The organism is Arthrobacter ramosus (assembly GCF_039535095.1).
Classification (GTDB): Bacteria; Actinomycetota; Actinomycetes; order Actinomycetales; family Micrococcaceae; genus Arthrobacter; species Arthrobacter ramosus.
On the sequence record NZ_BAAAWN010000001.1, the window covers coordinates 3,633,391 to 3,648,615 of the forward strand.

Annotated in this window: 12 protein-coding genes; 8 read left to right on the forward strand and 4 right to left on the reverse strand. The window is 63.9% G+C overall.

Annotated features, from left to right (window positions below; genetic code table 11):
• Positions 1-31: 31 nt before the first annotated feature.
• The 4 genes from mmsB to ABD742_RS16780 all read left to right on the forward strand — a co-directional run bounded on the left by mmsB (position 32) and on the right by ABD742_RS16780 (position 4,774).
• The gene (gene mmsB / locus ABD742_RS16765) at positions 32-1,300 is read left to right on the forward strand and encodes a multiple monosaccharide ABC transporter permease (RefSeq protein WP_234751229.1); all 1,269 of its coding nucleotides are present in this window, start codon (positions 32-34) and stop codon (positions 1,298-1,300) included.
• Positions 1,301-1,351: 51 nt separating this feature from the next.
• Positions 1,352-2,452, forward strand: coding sequence for a substrate-binding domain-containing protein (locus ABD742_RS16770; RefSeq protein WP_234751227.1), 1,101 nt, complete (start codon positions 1,352-1,354; stop codon positions 2,450-2,452).
• A 199-nt stretch (positions 2,453-2,651) separates the two neighbouring features.
• Positions 2,652-4,070 carry an ABC transporter permease gene (locus ABD742_RS16775; RefSeq protein WP_234751225.1) on the forward strand — a complete coding sequence of 473 codons (1,419 nt, stop codon included), beginning with the start codon at positions 2,652-2,654 and terminating at the stop codon, positions 4,068-4,070.
• A 2-nt stretch (positions 4,071-4,072) separates the two neighbouring features.
• Positions 4,073-4,774: an ABC transporter ATP-binding protein gene (locus tag ABD742_RS16780; RefSeq protein ID WP_234751223.1), complete on the forward strand. Its 702-nt coding sequence runs from the start codon at positions 4,073-4,075 to the stop codon at positions 4,772-4,774.
• A gap of 89 nt (positions 4,775-4,863) precedes the next feature.
• On the opposite strand, the gene ABD742_RS16785 is transcribed toward ABD742_RS16780, so the two are convergent.
• The 3 genes from ABD742_RS16785 to ABD742_RS16795 are packed head-to-tail and all read right to left on the reverse strand — an operon-like array spanning position 4,864 to position 7,936.
• On the reverse strand, positions 4,864-6,033 hold the full coding sequence (locus ABD742_RS16785; protein ID WP_234751221.1) for an ABC transporter permease: 1,170 nt from the start codon (positions 6,031-6,033) through the stop codon (positions 4,864-4,866).
• 8 nt (positions 6,034-6,041) lie between these two features.
• On the reverse strand, positions 6,042-6,830 hold the full coding sequence (locus ABD742_RS16790) for an ABC transporter ATP-binding protein (RefSeq protein WP_234751219.1): 789 nt from the start codon (positions 6,828-6,830) through the stop codon (positions 6,042-6,044).
• Between the two features lie 2 nt (positions 6,831-6,832).
• On the reverse strand, positions 6,833-7,936 hold the full coding sequence (locus tag ABD742_RS16795) for an efflux RND transporter periplasmic adaptor subunit (protein ID WP_234751217.1): 1,104 nt from the start codon (positions 7,934-7,936) through the stop codon (positions 6,833-6,835).
• A 147-nt stretch (positions 7,937-8,083) separates the two neighbouring features.
• Between ABD742_RS16795 and ABD742_RS16800 the strand changes: the two genes are divergently transcribed.
• The 3 genes from ABD742_RS16800 (at position 8,084) to ABD742_RS16810 (ending at position 11,711) form a co-directional block, all read left to right on the forward strand.
• On the forward strand, positions 8,084-9,154 hold the full coding sequence (locus ABD742_RS16800; RefSeq protein WP_234751215.1) for a Gfo/Idh/MocA family protein: 1,071 nt from the start codon (positions 8,084-8,086) through the stop codon (positions 9,152-9,154).
• A 100-nt stretch (positions 9,155-9,254) separates the two neighbouring features.
• The gene (locus tag ABD742_RS16805; protein WP_234751213.1) at positions 9,255-10,124 is read left to right on the forward strand and encodes a hypothetical protein; all 870 of its coding nucleotides are present in this window, start codon (positions 9,255-9,257) and stop codon (positions 10,122-10,124) included.
• 117 nt (positions 10,125-10,241) lie between these two features.
• Positions 10,242-11,711, forward strand: a complete 1,470-nt coding sequence (locus ABD742_RS16810; protein WP_234751211.1) for a hypothetical protein — start codon at positions 10,242-10,244, stop codon at positions 11,709-11,711.
• Positions 11,712-11,847: 136 nt separating this feature from the next.
• On the opposite strand, the gene ABD742_RS16815 is transcribed toward ABD742_RS16810, so the two are convergent.
• Positions 11,848-13,323: a chlorohydrolase family protein gene (locus ABD742_RS16815; protein ID WP_234751209.1), complete on the reverse strand. Its 1,476-nt coding sequence runs from the start codon at positions 13,321-13,323 to the stop codon at positions 11,848-11,850.
• Between the two features lie 208 nt (positions 13,324-13,531).
• Here ABD742_RS16815 and ABD742_RS16820 point away from each other — a divergent pair, with 208 nt between their 5' ends.
• Positions 13,532-14,941 carry a DUF3100 domain-containing protein gene (locus tag ABD742_RS16820; RefSeq protein WP_234751207.1) on the forward strand — a complete coding sequence of 470 codons (1,410 nt, stop codon included), beginning with the start codon at positions 13,532-13,534 and terminating at the stop codon, positions 14,939-14,941.
• Positions 14,942-15,225 lie beyond the last annotated feature (284 nt).

Here is a 15,225-nt window from a genome sequence, read left to right on the forward strand (position 1 = left end):
CAGAACCACACGGACACAAGGACCCAAAACAATGAACGCGCTCAAGAAGCTATTCGGTGGCAACACCCGCCAATTCGGCATGATCTTCGCCCTGGTTGCACTCGTCATCTTCTTCCAGATCTTCACCTCGGGCCGCACTCTCACCCCGGGCAACGTCATCAACCTCTTCAACGGCAACTCGTACATCCTGATCCTGGCCATTGGCATGGTCCTGGTCATCATCGCCGGCCACATCGACCTTTCCGTAGGTTCGGTAGCGGCCTTCGTCGGTATCTCGGTGGCCTTGGCCATCAGGGATTGGCACTTGCCCTGGTACGTAGCAGTCCTGTTCGGGCTCCTGCTCGGCGCCCTGATCGGGGCCTGGCAAGGATTCTGGACGGCATACGTCGGGATTCCGGCATTCATCGTGACCCTTGCGGGCATGCTGCTGTTCCGCGGTTTCAACCAGTTCGTCGGCAAGTCCAACACCGTTCCGGTCCCGGAAGACTTCCAGTACCTGGGCTCCGGGTACCTGCCCGAGATAGGGCCGAAAACGGGATATAACAACCTGACAATCCTGCTGGGCCTTATCGCCGTCGCATTCGTGATTTTCAGTGCGATTCGTTCCCGCCGCACCGCCCAGGCATTGGGCGCCGAAGTACAAGAAGGCTGGGTGATGGTCACCAAGCTTGTGCTTGTCAATGCAGCCATCCTCTACGCCACCTACCTGTTCGCGACTGGCCGCCCCGGCACCTCGTTCCCCATCCCGGGCCTCATCCTGGCCGTGCTGGTCCTGATCTACGGTTTCATTTCCGCCAAGACGGTCATCGGCCGCCACATCTACGCAGTCGGCGGCAACCGCCACGCGGCTGAGCTCTCCGGCGTTCAGTCCAAGAAGGTCAATTTCATGGTCATGATGAACATGTCCATCCTTGCCGGCCTCGCCGGCATGATCTTCGTGGGCCGCTCCACCGCTTCAGGTCCGTTCGACGGCGTCGGCTGGGAGCTGGATGCGATCGCTGCGGTCTTCATCGGTGGCGCAGCGGTCACCGGCGGCGTGGGTACCGTGATCGGCTCCATCGTTGGTGGCCTGGTCATGGCCGTCCTCAACAACGGCCTCCAGCTGCTCGGCGTCGGCGCGGACCTCACCCAGATCATCAAGGGCCTCGTGCTGCTGGCAGCAGTTGCCTTCGACGTCTACAACAAGACGCAGGGCAAGAAATCGATCATCGGAATGATGATGAAGAACTTCGGCCGGAGCAGCGAAAACGCCCCGGACGAGACAACCTCAACCAAGGAAGTCATCTCCAAGGAAGCCTGATCGGCTTCAAGACGACTTGTTCCATCCACAACAAAGAAAGCGAACCAAGATATGCGAATGTTTGGTAAAGCAGGAAAGGCAGCAGCAGTAGCTGCGATCGCGGCTCTGGCGCTGACGGCCTGCGGCCGTACGGACAGCGGCAGCACCGGTGGTTCATCAAGCGGCAGCGAGGCATTCCCCAAGGGTTCCTCGATCGGCGTCGCGCTCCCCCAGAAGACCAGTGAGAACTGGGTCCTGGCAGAGAAGCTCTTCAACGACGGGCTCACGAGCGCAGGTTTCAAGCCGGATGTGCAGTTCGCCAACGGTGGCGTTTCGGAGCAGCAGAACCAGATCAGCGCGATGATCACCAAGGGCGACAAGCTCATCATCGTCGGCGCCATTGACGGCGCTCAGCTGGGCACGCAGCTCAAGCAGGCCAAGGACGCCGGCGCTACGGTCATTGCATACGACCGCCTGCTTCTGAACACCTCCAACGTGGACTACTACGTGGCCTACGACAACTTCAAGGTCGGCGTGCTGCAGGGACAGGCCCTGCTGGACGGACTCAAGGCCAAGAAGCCGAGCGGCCCGTACAACATTGAGCTGTTTGCAGGCTCCCCGGATGACGCCAACGCGAAGGTCTTCTTCGACGGCGCCATGAGCATCCTGCAGCCGAAGATCGATGACGGAACCCTCAAGGTGGTTTCCGGCCAGAAGTCCTTCGAGCAGGCCGTCACCCAGGGCTGGAAGGCAGAGAACGCCCAGAAGCGCATGGACACCCTCCTCGCGGGTACCTACACCAGCGCTTCACTGGACGGCGTGCTGTCCCCGAACGACACCCTGGCCCGCGCCATCCTGACCTCGGTCAAGGCGGCGGGCAAGCCGCTTCCGGTCGTGACCGGCCAGGACTCCGAAGTTGAGTCGGTCAAGTCCATCCTTGCCGGTGAGCAGTACTCCACCATCAACAAGGACACCCGCAAGCTCGTTGAGCACGCCATCACCATGGTCCAGGACGTCCAGTCCGGCAAGACCCCGGAAATCAACGACACCAAGTCCTACAACAACGGCGTCAAGACCGTTCCGGCATACCTGCTGCCTCCGGTCATCGTGACCCTCGCCAACGTGAAGACGGCCTACGTGGACGATCCGATCCTCGGACCGATCACCAAGTAACAGTTCTCATCTAGGCACCAACGACGGCGGCCATCCCCACTCAAGGGGGTGGCCGCCGTCGCTGTGTCCGGTTCCATCCGCCGTCGCGCAACTCTTCACAGGCCCCGCATAGCAACAGCAGCACAACCGCACAGCCGCGGTGAGCACTGTTAGGTGAGGAGGCGCGCCGCTGGGGCGGGCCAGGTCCAGAAGGAGAATCGTGAGCGTCCTCGCCCGGAGTGTAGGCAATGCCTTCCGCAACAAAATAAGAACCGCGGCTGTAGTGGCAGTGCTGGCCGTCGCGATCGGGCTGGCGCTGGCCATGCTCGTGGCCAACCAAGCCGTTGGCGGCAAAGTCCAGGAGCTCAACGCCTCCGTGGGCACGGTCCTGACCGTGAACCCCGCCGGGGCACAGGGCTTCGACGGCGGCGGCGAGCCGCTCACCACGGCCCAGACCGCGACGGCGGCAGCCGTACCGAACGTCGTCTCCGTGGTGGGCACCAAGGCGCTGCGGCTGGAGACCGCAACGGCGGCCTCGACCGGCACCACGACGCAGCAAGCCGGACCGGGTGGCGGTCCCGGCGGCGGCACGAGCGTCACCACAAACCTTCAGGCAGCCATCGACGCCGGCACGCTCGGCAATCGCAACAACACCAGCGGCAGCACCGGCACGGGCAGCACCGGCACGGGAAGCACCGGAACCGCGCCGACGTTCTCGCTGCCCATCACGGCTACAGGTATAGGCGCCGAGGTGGACACCGCCGGCAAGGCTTTGAACATCACCAGCGGCACGGGCCTGGGCGACTACACCGTAGCGAGCACCAAGGCCCTCGTCGGAACCACTCTCGCGACAAAGAACAATCTCAAGGCCGGCTCAACGTTCACTATCGCCGACAAGACCTTCACGGTAGCGGGCATCTTCGACGCCGGCACCACTTTCGGCAACAACGCCGTGTACACGACACTCGCCGAGGCCCAGGCCCTCGCCGCAACCCCGGGCGAGCTCTCCAGCATGGTGGTGACGGTCAACAGCATGGCGAACGTGGATGCCGCCAAGACGGCACTGCAGACTGCCCTGGGCTCGGGCAAGGCCGACGTGACGCAGGGCCAGCGGAACCTCGAAACCGCTGTCAGTTCCCTGGACAGCGTCAAGAACATTTCACTCGTCGCATTCATCGCAGCCCTCGGCACGGCTGGCCTGATCATCCTGCTCATCATGGTCATGCTGGTCCGGGAGCGCCGCCGTGAGATCGGGGTCCTGAAGGCCATCGGCGCCCGCAACCGGACCATCGGCTTGCAGTTCGTGCTCGAAGCCCTCGTCCTCGTGGCGCTCGGCAGCGTCGTTGGCGCTGCCATTGCCTCGTTCGCCAGCGGCGGCATCGCCTCGGCACTGATCAGTTCCAACAGCTCGACGGCGGCCACGAGCCAGCGCGGCCCCGGCGGCGGAGGCTTCGGCGGACCTGGTGGAAACCCCTTCGGCGGAGCCTCCCAGCTGCTCACCTCAGTCACGGCGAGCGCCTCCCCCGGCGTCATTGCCGCCGGCGTTGCCGCGGTCTTCGGCGTCGCCGTCGTGGGCGCCCTGGTACCAGCGCTGCTCACAGCCCGCATCCGCCCCATCGAAGTCCTCCGAGGAGAATAGCCATGATTGAAGTCAAAGACCTGGTCCGCCAATTCAAGTCCGGCGACCGCACCATCAAGCCCGTCAACGGCGTGAGTTTCGAGCTCGAAAAGGGCACCCTCGCCTCGATCGTGGGGAAGAGCGGCAGCGGAAAGAGCACCCTGCTCTCCCTGCTCGGCGCCTTGGACAAGCCCACCAGCGGGGACGTCGTGGTGGACGGGGTCAGCCTGGCCGGGCTGCCCGCCGGCAAACTCACCGAATACCGACGCCGGGACATCGGCTTCGTTTTCCAGCAGTTCAACCTCATCCCCAACCTCTCGGCAGTGGACAACGTGATGCTGCCCATGGAGTTCGCGGGAATGCGGAAGGCTGCCCGCTTGGAGCGGGCGCGGTCCCTCTTGGAGCAGGTGCAGCTGGATCCGGAGAAACAGTCCCGGCGCGTCAACAAGCTCTCGGGCGGCGAGCAGCAGCGGGTTGCCATTGCCAGGGCGCTGGCCAACGAGCCCAAGCTCATCCTGGCCGACGAGCCCACCGGCAACCTGGATGAGCAGACCGGTGAGCACATCATCGAACTGCTCAGTTCCTTGAGCCGGGACCACAACACCACCATTCTGGTGGTAACGCACGACCGCAGCTTGGCGCAGAAAACCGAACGGCGCTTCAGGCTGCAGCAGGGAAAACTGAGCGAGGAAACGGTGCGTCCGAGGGTCGCTGCCGGGGCCTGATCACGTTTTCCAAACAACGGAAAGAGAGCCGGGAACCGCGAGGTTCCTGGCCCTCTTTCCGGGCGGCCCGGGCGGCCGGGCTCGGCTCCTTAGAAGCGAATCGCGTCGATAACCTTGACGCGCACCGCCACAAGTGCCGGGATTGCTCCGGCCAATGCTCCTACCAGCACAGCTGCTCCGAAACCGAGCATGGCCGCTTCGATGGGGAACGGAGGGTACTGGCTGAGGGCTGGGGCAACCTTTGACTGGATCCAGGGGTGTTTGACCACCGCCACTGCCAACATGACGCCGGCCAACCCGGCCACTGCGGTGGCCACGACGGACTCCATCATCACGCCCAGGAAGATCCGCCCCGAGGTCGCTCCGAAGCTCCTTCTGATACCGATTTCCCGCACCCGGTAGCGGACCGTGACCATCGAGATGTTCAACATCCCCACCGCGCCCAGCAAGAGGACCAGGCCGGCAATACCGCCTACCACCAGCTGCACCGGGGCCAGGGGATCTCCGTGTGCCGCAAAGTCGATCCGCTGCGCCATGATGTTCGTGTCGGGGAACTGTTGCGCCAAATCGGCCTGGATGGCTGCCGAGAGCATTTCTGCTTGCCCGTCCTGCACCCATACTTTGAACTGCCCACCGAGCTGGTTGACTCCCATTTGCTTGGCGGCGCCCGACAGTATGTACGCCGCCGGGGGTGCATCCGGCCAAGTGTCCGGCACGACGCCGATGATCACTGCATTCGATTCCTGCTCGCCTGCGGTCTTGATGCCGGGTTGCAAGGCGAGGTCCGGCCTGCCAGCCGCGTTGTAGAACGCTTCAGTGACGACGACGGCGGGCGCCAGCCGCTGTTCGTCGTCGCTGGCAAACCAGGACCCTTTCCGCAACTCCAGACGGTGAATGACCCCGTGTCCGGGGTCCACCACCATCAATTGAACAGACTGGACACCGCGAGGGAACTGGAACGGCTGCTCGGCGTGGCCCTCGTGCGAGGAGAAAGCAATACCGTAACGGTCAACGATGGACTGATACGCCGCATCCAGGCGCGCTGGATCCGGCTGGGTTGGACCATTGACCCCTAGTGCGAGCGTTGCTGAGCGCCCCCCTGTGCGCTCGGACGAAGCTTTGAATCCTTCGCGTGCAAGATTGCCGACGCCTACCACGGACGTGAGCGCCGCTACGGACAAGGCTACGCCCAGCAAAGCCAACAGGATCCGGACTTTGTTGATCCGCAGTTCCTGCCAGGCTTCCACCATGGCTGACATGAAACCGATCATCGACCGACCTCCGACGATGTGGGCCCCAACAGCGCTGGACCCGGCGAAGCCGGTGCCGACGAGGCCGGTTCCGACAAAGCGGTCCCCGAGTTCGACTCGCCCTCAAGGGGATGGAGAACGCCTGAGTCCAGACGGAAGCGGGACCGTGCCAGTGCGGCCACATTGCTGTCGTGGGTGATGGTCACAAGTGCCGCGGCGGACTCCGTGGCCACCTGGTCCAGAAGTGCCATGACCGATTGCCCGGTCTCTACATCGAGCGCGCCTGTGGGTTCGTCGGCAAGGATCAGACGGGGGCGCCGGACCAAGGCCCGCGCGATGGCAACCCTCTGCTGCTCACCACCCGAGAGCATGTTCGGCATGGTCTGGGCGCGGCCGGCAAGTCCCACGCGGTCCAGCATGTCCATGGCCAGTTCACGGCGTCGCAGGAAATCGCGGCCGCGGGCGTAGAGGAGCGGCGTGATGACATTGTCCAGTGCGCTACGGCCGGGGAGCAGGTTGAATTGCTGGAACACGAAGCCAACTGTGGAGCCTCGAAGCCGTGCACGCGCGTTGCCACCGAGTTGTAGCACAGGTGTGCCAAGAAACTGGATTTCGCCGGACGTGGGCACGTCCAGCAGACCCAGGAGGTTCAGCAACGTTGACTTCCCGCAGCCTGAGCGGCCGATGATCGCGGTGTGGTCGCCGGCGGAAATCTCAAGGTCGATCCCGCGGAGGATATGAAGCTTCTGATCGTCAGGCAGCACCACCGTGCGCGTGACACCGCGCAAACTCACGAGGCTTTCCATGCCTAGCCTCCCGCCGGACCATAGGGTGCCCCGCCTGGCCCGTAACCTTGCTGGGAGGGGACGGCCGGGGCGCCGGGAACGAATTCAAGCACCCGTTCGCCTTCGGCCAGGCCAGAGACCACTTCTACTTTGGAGCCGTCGTTCAGGCCCAGCTTCACGGTCCGTTGTTCAGGCGCTTTACCCTCGGCCGCCACACTGGCCATCCAGACAATGCCTTCTTTGACGCTGCCCTTCACCGAGGTCAGTGGAACGGTGACCACGTCTTTGGCTTCGCCCGCACTCACCGTCATGGTTGCTCCCAAGCCGGCGAAGACTTCCGCTCCGGCCGCGACAGGGCAACTAAGGGTCCCGGTGCTCACGCCGCCATTCTGCGTTTCCCCGCCTGGCGCGGGCACCGCGGCCAGCGCCAGTGCGCCAGCCGGCGCGGCCATCCCCACACCGCCGGTTCCGTTCGCGCCGGCAGTGGCTCCGGCGTCGTTGGCGTTGTTCTTCAGCGTCACTGCAGGGCAGGCGAACGGAGCCGGCCCGCCCACCAGGGAGATCTGCGCTGAGCCCGGCTTAGCAAGAAGCCGATACTGTTGGGCGGCGTTGACCGCGCCGGACACCGTGAAGGTCCCGGGATCGACCTTGCCCACAACTTCGCCCACGCTTAACTGCTGGTCAAGGAGGGCAGTCAGTTCATTGAGCTTGCCGGCGGCAGGGGCGAGCACGTCGGTGTACACGTACACGGGTTCCGACGTGGTCTTCTCCCCGGGCGTTGTGCCAGTGCTGGCAGGCTTGGTCCGCTCGGACTTGACTTGGAAGAGCTGGTCCCCCTTGGCCACGGCAACGCCCGGCTCCACATAGAGGTGGACAACCGTTCCCGCCGCCGTGCTGCGGACACCGACAACGGGGTCGCTCTGAACGGTGGCTTTGATCTGCACGGTATTGGTGACCGTTGCGCGCGCCGCCGGCACAACAGGCGTCTCCACCCTGGCCATCGGGGCCGGCTCGGCACCCTGCGGCTTCAGCCCATCCACAAAGGCGATCTTCACCAAGGCCACGGCGATCACTGCAAAAACCAGCAGCCACGCCACAGGCAAAATGACGCGTCGAAAAACACCCATCCCTACTCCATTCGGTAACTCCCCACAGAACCTCTCTGCGAGGGATGATGACCATCAGCTTAGGCGATGGCTCCGACGAAGTTCAGATGGCTCGTGACTTGAGCGTGTGCTGTATAACGCTTGCGGCGGAATGAGAGGATAGGCCGCATGAGTCTGCATATCGCCAAGCCATGGTTGTTCAGCCAGCCGAACCAGGATCCCCGCGCAGCCACCGGCAAGGCTCTGAACTGGGGCATTATCGCCACAGGAGGGATCGCTAAAACCGTGAGCGGCGACCTCGCCCAGCTCGAGGACGCAAACCTCTACGCAGTGAGTTCCCGGCGCCAGGAATCCGCGGACGCCTTTGCTGCCGCGCATGGGGTCACGAAGTCCTACGGGGACGACGGCGGTGTGCCCGGCTACCAGCGGCTGCTCGCCGATGACGCCATCGACGTTGTCTATGTGGCCACCCCGCACGCCCAGCACTTCGAGATCGTCAGGGACGCCCTCAACGCGGGCAAGCACGTCCTGTGCGAGAAATCCTTGACCATCAACGGCCGTGAAGCGGCAGAGCTCGTCGCTTTGGCCCGGGAACGGAAATTGTTCGTCATGGAAGCCGTATGGAGTCGGTTCCTGCCCAGCATGCAGAGGGCATTCGCCATTGCCGCGTCAGGCGAACTGGGCGACATCAAGTGGGTCAGCGCCGACCTTGGTTTCCCCGCCCCCTATGACCCCTCGGCCCGGATCTGGGCCCCGGCGGACGGCGGCGGGGCACTTTTGGACCTCACCGTATACGCCCTGCTCTGGCCTTTGGGCACCCTCGGTTTCCCGCAGTCGGTCAGCGCAGTGGGAACCTTAACGGACGACGGCGTCGACTCGCAGAATGCGCTCACGCTGGCTTACGACGGCGGTGCCATCGCCCAGCTGACCTCTTCGTTGCTGGCCCATGGGCCGCGCTCGGCGTCCGTTGCAGGCTCCAAGGGCTTCCTCCAGACGCAGGGATCCATCAACAATCCGCGCGAGCTACTGATCCGAACCGGCTGGGATGAACCACGGACCGAACGCTTTGACGCGGTAGGGATCGGCTACACCTACGAACTTCGTGAGGTGACACGCTGTGTCCAACAAGGACTGACCGAAAGTCCCGTGATGCCCTTGGACGATTCGCTGAACACGATGCGCCTCTTCGACGGGGTGCGGTCCCAGCTCGGAGTCCGATACGCCAACGACGCCCGCTGAACTGAATGACGAATCCGTCGTCCAACGTCTGGACTAGTTAACTAGTGAGGCCTAGGATGGGAGCGATTGTCGATCCAAGCTGACGCTGGGGGGTGTCGAGATGGAAGCTGAGCAAAGTAAGTCGCGCGTTCTTCATGTTCTCCGCTCCGTCATGCTCGCTGGCGCCGGGGCCGTTGTTTGGATCGCCCTCTCTTCCACTGCAGCCAACGCTGATTCCGGCAGCACGAACAACCACACGCTTTTGGGCGGCGCGGTCTCCGCAGTGTCAAACGTCGTGCACAACGCTGCAAAGGGGCTCTCCGGGATCCCCGGCAATACCGTTTCGGTGACCGTGGTCCAAGTGCCGACTGTGAGCGAACTTCCCCAGCTGACTCGGAGCGTCGACCAACTTGTGGCCAGCACTCCCGTGGTCGGAGCAGTCCTCCCTGAGGGGACCGTTGGTGCGGTGACTACAAACGTTGTGTCGCCGGCAGCGAGCGCGGTTGACGGGGTTGGGTCAAGCGTTGGTTCGTTGGTTGGCAGCCTTCCGGTCGCCACCCCAGAGATCACTGTCCCTTCCATCCAAATCCCCGATGGCGTCGCTCTTGCAGGGGGACCCGCTGTTGTTGAGCCCGTTGCCGGAGTCCCCTCAACGCTGGCTCAGGATGTCGCGGCCCCGATGCTCAGCCTCGCTGTCCCTAGTGGCCCGCCGGGCCTGCATGGGGCACCTTTGAAGGCGACAGTCCGGGCTAGCGGTTCCAACGATCCTTCAGCGCCCCCGTCCGGCGGGACATTCCCGCCCGGTACACCAGGCGGCAGCGACACCGTAAGCGGATCCGCAGTCCTTTCCAGCAATCCTTCGGGGGCTGCTACTGCCTGGCTCCAAGGCACTAACCTGTTTTGCCCCTTGACTGGGACCCTCGTGTCCACAGCTGCTGCCGGCAGAGTTCCGGCCCCGGTGTCGTTTGACCCGGGTTCTTCCCCCGACTAGTTCCGAGCCCCGCCGCTTCCCAGAAGCCAATTCTGGACGGCGGCAGATGGCCAATCCGGGCGGACACGCAGGCTCCTGCGGACGCCTTAGGGAACTACTCGTTCAGGAGAAAACACAATGCACAGCATGATTCGCAAGGGGCTGCTTGGCACCCTCTTTGCCGGTGGGTTGATAGCCCTCGGCGCAACTGCCGCGAACGCGGCAGACACCACTACAAGTGCGCTAGGCAATGCCTCAGGCACTCAAGTCGCTGCACCGGTGTCCATTCCGGTGACTCTCGGGTCGACGTCGCTCTCAATACTTGGGAACTCGGGCGCCACGACCACCACCCCTGCACCCGCCCCGGCTCCGGCCCCGGCGAGCAATTCCGGCGGAGCAGCCGTCCCGTCCGGAACCCAGGTGGTGGCTCCGATATCGGTCCCTGTTAATATCGGAGCCACCTCACTGGCAGTTCTGAGCAATTCCGCCACTGGAACAGCCTCTGGCACCCAGGCGACGGCTCCCGTCAGCGCGCCAGTCACCGTCGGTGACACCTCGGTCAACGTACTCAGCACCACGACCGCAGGCGGCACCACCGGAGGCACCAGCGTTACGGCACCGGTAACCGCTCCTGTCACCGTAGGTGACACCTCCCTCAACCTGCTCGGCACCACGACCGCAGGCGGCACCACCGGAGGCACCGGCGTCACGGCTCCGGTAACCGGACTGGCAACCGTGGGTGACACCTCGGTCAACCTGCTCGGCACCACGCCCGCAGGCGGCACCAACGGAGGCACCGGCGTCACGCCACCGGTAACCGCTCCTGTCACCGTCGGTGACACCTCCCTCAACCTGCTCGGCACCACGCCGACGGGAACCACCGGAGGCACCAGCGTTACGGCGCCTGTAACCGCTCCTGTCACCGTCGGTGACACCTCAGTCAACCTGCTCGGCACCACGCCAACGGCAGCTACCGGCATCCTCTCGGGTACGGGACTCACCGCACCCTTGAACCTGCTCGGCACCACGCCGACGGGAACCACCGGAAGCACCGGCGTCACGGCACCGGTAACCGCTCCTGTCACCGTCGGTGACACCTCCCTCAACCTGCTCGGCACCACGCCCGCAGGTACCGGCATCCTCTCGGGTACGGGACTCACCCCACCCTTGAACCTGCTCGGCACCACGCCAACGGCAGCTACCGGCATCCTCTCGGGTACGGGACTCACCGCACCCTTGGGTCTGCCGATCACTGTCGGCACCGCATCGGTAGGTTTGGGTCTGCCTTCCGGCGTCGTGAACCTGTCGACGGTCACCCCGCCCGTCGTGAACCAGCCGGCCGCGAACCAGCAGGTCGGTTCTCAGGGCTTTGTCGATCCGGCTGCAGCCGCTCCTTCGGTTGAGTCGCCGTCGGCCATCGCATCCGGAACTGCAGCACAAGCCAATGCGGCCTCAGTTACTGCAGAGGTTGCTGTCGGGGCTGGAACGGCCGTTCTCGCAAGCACTGGAGTAAATGGTCTGTGGTTGCTGTTCGCGGCAGCTCTGCTGCTGCTTGGACTCATCGTGATGGTGGGTAGCCGGAAGATCCGGGAAACAATTCCCGCATAATCACTGGCTCGGGCTACTCCAGCGCACTGGATGTAGCCTGTTCCCGGCTCCTCCGCAGGGCCAACAGCCCCGCGGAGGAGCTCATGCGTGGAACCACCGGGGGAATTCCGACTCCTACGGTGCGTTGGCCGTCGGGTCACTGGATCCGGACCGCAGCCGGGGCGTACACCGGGGGAAACAGCTCGGAAGCATCGCGCCGCCTGTAGTCGCGTTCGCCGTAGGCTTCTACCATCTGTCCAAAAAGCCGCTGACCCTCAGCGCGCAGTTCATCCAGTTCGATGCCTGGGAGCGAGCCGCCAACAACCACGGGGCGGCCCGCAACGTACGTGTCGGTGACATTGCGTGCCGAGCCGTTGAGGATCAGCGTGCGCAATGGATCTTCCACGACCCCGTCACGGAAGGCACCCAGGGAAGCGACCATGATGTCCGCTTGCGCGCCCGGACACAGGCGTCCCAGGTCGTCGCGGCCCAATGCCCTGGCGCCACCCAAAGTGGCAGCGTCGAAGAACGCCGACACCGTGCCGGCGTCCCGGCGGCCCTCTGCGATGCGCGCCAAGTGGGTGCCGACGTCGATGCCCTTGATCAGGTCCGGCGGAAATGAATCCGTTCCCAGGCACATGTTGACCCCGGCGGCTGCGAAGGCATCAAAGGACTTGAGCATGCCTGAGTAGTGGAACGACGTCAGTGGGCAGTGGATGATGCTGACGTCATGCCGGGCAAGCAAATCCAACGGCCCGCCCTCTGCACTCGAGGACGGGTCGGTGCCGTCGATGACAACCCCGTGCGGGATAAGGAGCCGGGTATCCAGCAGGCCGGAATCCGCAAGCTGCTCCAGGACGGTGCGTCCCGTGAGCTTGACGAGGAACCCGTCTTCATTGGGTTGCTGGAGGCAATGGAGGCGGACCAGTGCATTCCGTTCGGTGGCCAGCTCGGCAGTCCGGCGCATCAGCTCGTCCGAAAGGGTCTCGATGCGGCACGGCAGGAGAACACCGGTAAGCAACGGGTGTCCTAGCTCGGCGGCGTAATCGAGGAACCGTGCGGCGTCGGCGAATCCTTTGCGTCCCTCCTCCTCGTCGAAGAGGACCACGCGTTGGCCGTCGTCGTCGGTGACGTTGATCCCCGAGCGGTACGCGGGGCCCAGGAAGCCGCGCAGGCCGAGCTCGATGCTGGACTGTGCCATTCCTTTGAGTTCTTCGAAGGTTTCGGCCCATGAACTGTGGATCTCCGAGGCAATCGGCATGTAGGTGGTCACGCCGTGCAAGGCCAGCTGCGCCAGTGCGAACTTTCGCACGCTCTGGCGCTGCGCCGCGGTGAAGACATCGCGCCGGCGGTTGCGGAAGTAGTCCTCAGACCATTGCAGGCCCGCGGCGGTCTCGTCTGTGGGCCAGGAGTCGAAGATCATGTGATCAATGTCTGTCAAGGCGTCGAGATCGATGAGGCCAGGTGCGATGAGGCTCTGGCCAAAGTCCCGGCGTTCGTCCACGGGACCCGTGTAGTCGGTACCGACGTAGATGATCTCGTCATCCCGCATCACGACGTGCCCATCCGTGTGCATCACATGCCTGGTCCCGTCATAGCCAAGGACGTACCGGGAAGAAAGCTGAGTAATCATAAACCCTCCAAGTTTGGTATCCCAGGGCAAATAGCCACAGATCAAGTTCGAAGTTGGCCGGGCGCGAGGACGCCTTCACCTTCAGGACTTTGAGCAGCTTTTGTGACATGTCTTGCATTGCAATGTGATCCACCTTACCACCTTTGGTATACCAAATGGCGTGGACATATCCGTCCTTCGCCGCTGCAGCACACGAAGGGTGCCAACAATGAAGAACCAATCCACAACCACTCCGGAGGTGGATACGCCCGTAGTCAATGTCGATCACGGACCGGCCCGCCTCTTCACCCCGACCGCGCGGCAATGGGGATCGATGATCCTGCTGTCCACAGCCGTCTGCGCCGTCGCCATCCTGGCCGGAACGCACAAGATTCCCCTGGGCAACGCCGCTATCGTGCTCATGCCCGTGTTGTGGGCCGTGCTGATTGGCGCTGTCATCGGCGTCCAGAAGGTACGCCCCATGTCCGGCCAAAGCCGCGCCGTGGCCTCGGTGTTGCTCAACGTCAGCATCGTCATGTTCCTAGGGGCCCTCGGCACCCAGGTGGGGCCCTCTTTCTCCAAACTGACCACCCTCGGCCCGGCCATCCTGCTCCAGGAAGTAGGCCACATCTTCGGAACGGTCATCATCGCGCTGCCGGTCGGCGTCGCGCTGGGCATGGGCCGCACGGCCATCGGTGCCACCTGGGCAATCGACCGCGAATCCTACTTGGCCTACGCATTGCAGCGTTTCGGCGTGAAATCCCCGGTCTACCGCGGCGTGTTCTCCGTGTGGCTTCTGGGCAGCGTCTTCGGCGCAGTCTTCATTTCCGTGCTGGCAGGCCTGCTCGGCGGGATGGGCATCTTCGACCCGCGTGCCCTGGCGCTGGGCCTGGGCCTCGGCTCGGGATCCATGATGCTTGGTGGCGTAGCCGCCCTGTCAATCATGCATCCGGAGCAGGCGCCGGAGATCATGGCGCTGGCGGCCTTGTCGAATCTGGTGACGAACCTTGTCGGCTTCTACGCCAGGGCCTTCCTTTCGCTGCCGATGTCCTTGCGGCTTTACAAGTTCTGGTCGCGCCTCTTCCGCCGCGATGACGAGGGCAAGCGCCTTGACCGCAACGGGAACGCCGTTGTCGGGAACCTGCGCCGGCCACAGGACCGAACCAAGGTGGACGTTTCGGCTGTGCTCCAGGACCCGGAGGTGCGCACGAAGCCTTCAACCTGGATCATCGCTTTCGTTGCAAGCATCGCCGCGGGCGTGGTCCTCAACGCCTTGGGCACCAAGTCCATCAGTGTCAACGATGTCATTGGCGTGGTGATCCTTGGCCTCCTCACCGCGCTGGCATTCGTACTCGCCAAGTACGTGCCCGCCGTGCCGTCAAGCGTATGGGTCCTTGCACTCGCCACCTTGGCAACGGCTCCGATCCTGCCTTTCGGTGGCATGATCGTCTCCTTCACCCACAACCTCGACCCGCTCTACGTGGGCCTTGGCTCGATCGCCCTGCTCGGCATGAACGTGGGGCGCGACATCAACGCGCTGAAGACCCTGAACTGGCGCACGGTGATTGTGGCGACAATCACGTTCTCCGCGAGTTTCATAGCTGCCGCAGCACTTGCGCAATTCGTCATTCATGTCTGAGCGCTGACGCCGAACAACTGACGCCGAACAAGGGCGGTGGAATGGACTTTTCGTTCATTCCACCGCCCTTTCGCGTCTCTGCTTCCGCCTTCGCCGGCGCATACGGGTGATGTTCGACGCATCGTGGTTCCTTCATGCCCCGGGGCTGCGCGACATCCCGCGTCAGGTGAACGGCGGAAGGACAGCAGACCACCTGTGGCTTGCTAAGATCTAAAGGCTCAACCGGCCCCCCGGAGAGCCCCCCATCAACTGGCCCGGAACGGACGTGCTCCCACGCGCCCCGG

Excerpts from the sequence above, each read along its gene's own strand:
- mmsB (WP_234751229.1), top strand. The coding sequence starts at position 32 with ATGAACGCGCTCAAGAAGCTATTCGGTGGCAACACCCGCCAATTCGGC.
- ABD742_RS16770 (WP_234751227.1), top strand. The coding sequence starts at position 1,352 with ATGCGAATGTTTGGTAAAGCAGGAAAGGCAGCAGCAGTAGCTGCGATC.
- ABD742_RS16780 (WP_234751223.1), top strand. The coding sequence starts at position 4,073 with ATGATTGAAGTCAAAGACCTGGTCCGCCAATTCAAGTCCGGCGACCGC.
- ABD742_RS16785 (WP_234751221.1), bottom strand. The coding sequence starts at position 6,033 with ATGTCAGCCATGGTGGAAGCCTGGCAGGAACTGCGGATCAACAAAGTC.
- ABD742_RS16790 (WP_234751219.1), bottom strand. The coding sequence starts at position 6,830 with ATGGAAAGCCTCGTGAGTTTGCGCGGTGTCACGCGCACGGTGGTGCTG.
- ABD742_RS16795 (WP_234751217.1), bottom strand. The coding sequence starts at position 7,936 with ATGGGTGTTTTTCGACGCGTCATTTTGCCTGTGGCGTGGCTGCTGGTT.
- ABD742_RS16800 (WP_234751215.1), top strand. The coding sequence starts at position 8,084 with ATGAGTCTGCATATCGCCAAGCCATGGTTGTTCAGCCAGCCGAACCAG.
- ABD742_RS16805 (WP_234751213.1), top strand. The coding sequence starts at position 9,255 with ATGGAAGCTGAGCAAAGTAAGTCGCGCGTTCTTCATGTTCTCCGCTCC.
- ABD742_RS16810 (WP_234751211.1), top strand. The coding sequence starts at position 10,242 with ATGCACAGCATGATTCGCAAGGGGCTGCTTGGCACCCTCTTTGCCGGT.
- ABD742_RS16815 (WP_234751209.1), bottom strand. The coding sequence starts at position 13,323 with ATGATTACTCAGCTTTCTTCCCGGTACGTCCTTGGCTATGACGGGACC.
- ABD742_RS16820 (WP_234751207.1), top strand. The coding sequence starts at position 13,532 with ATGAAGAACCAATCCACAACCACTCCGGAGGTGGATACGCCCGTAGTC.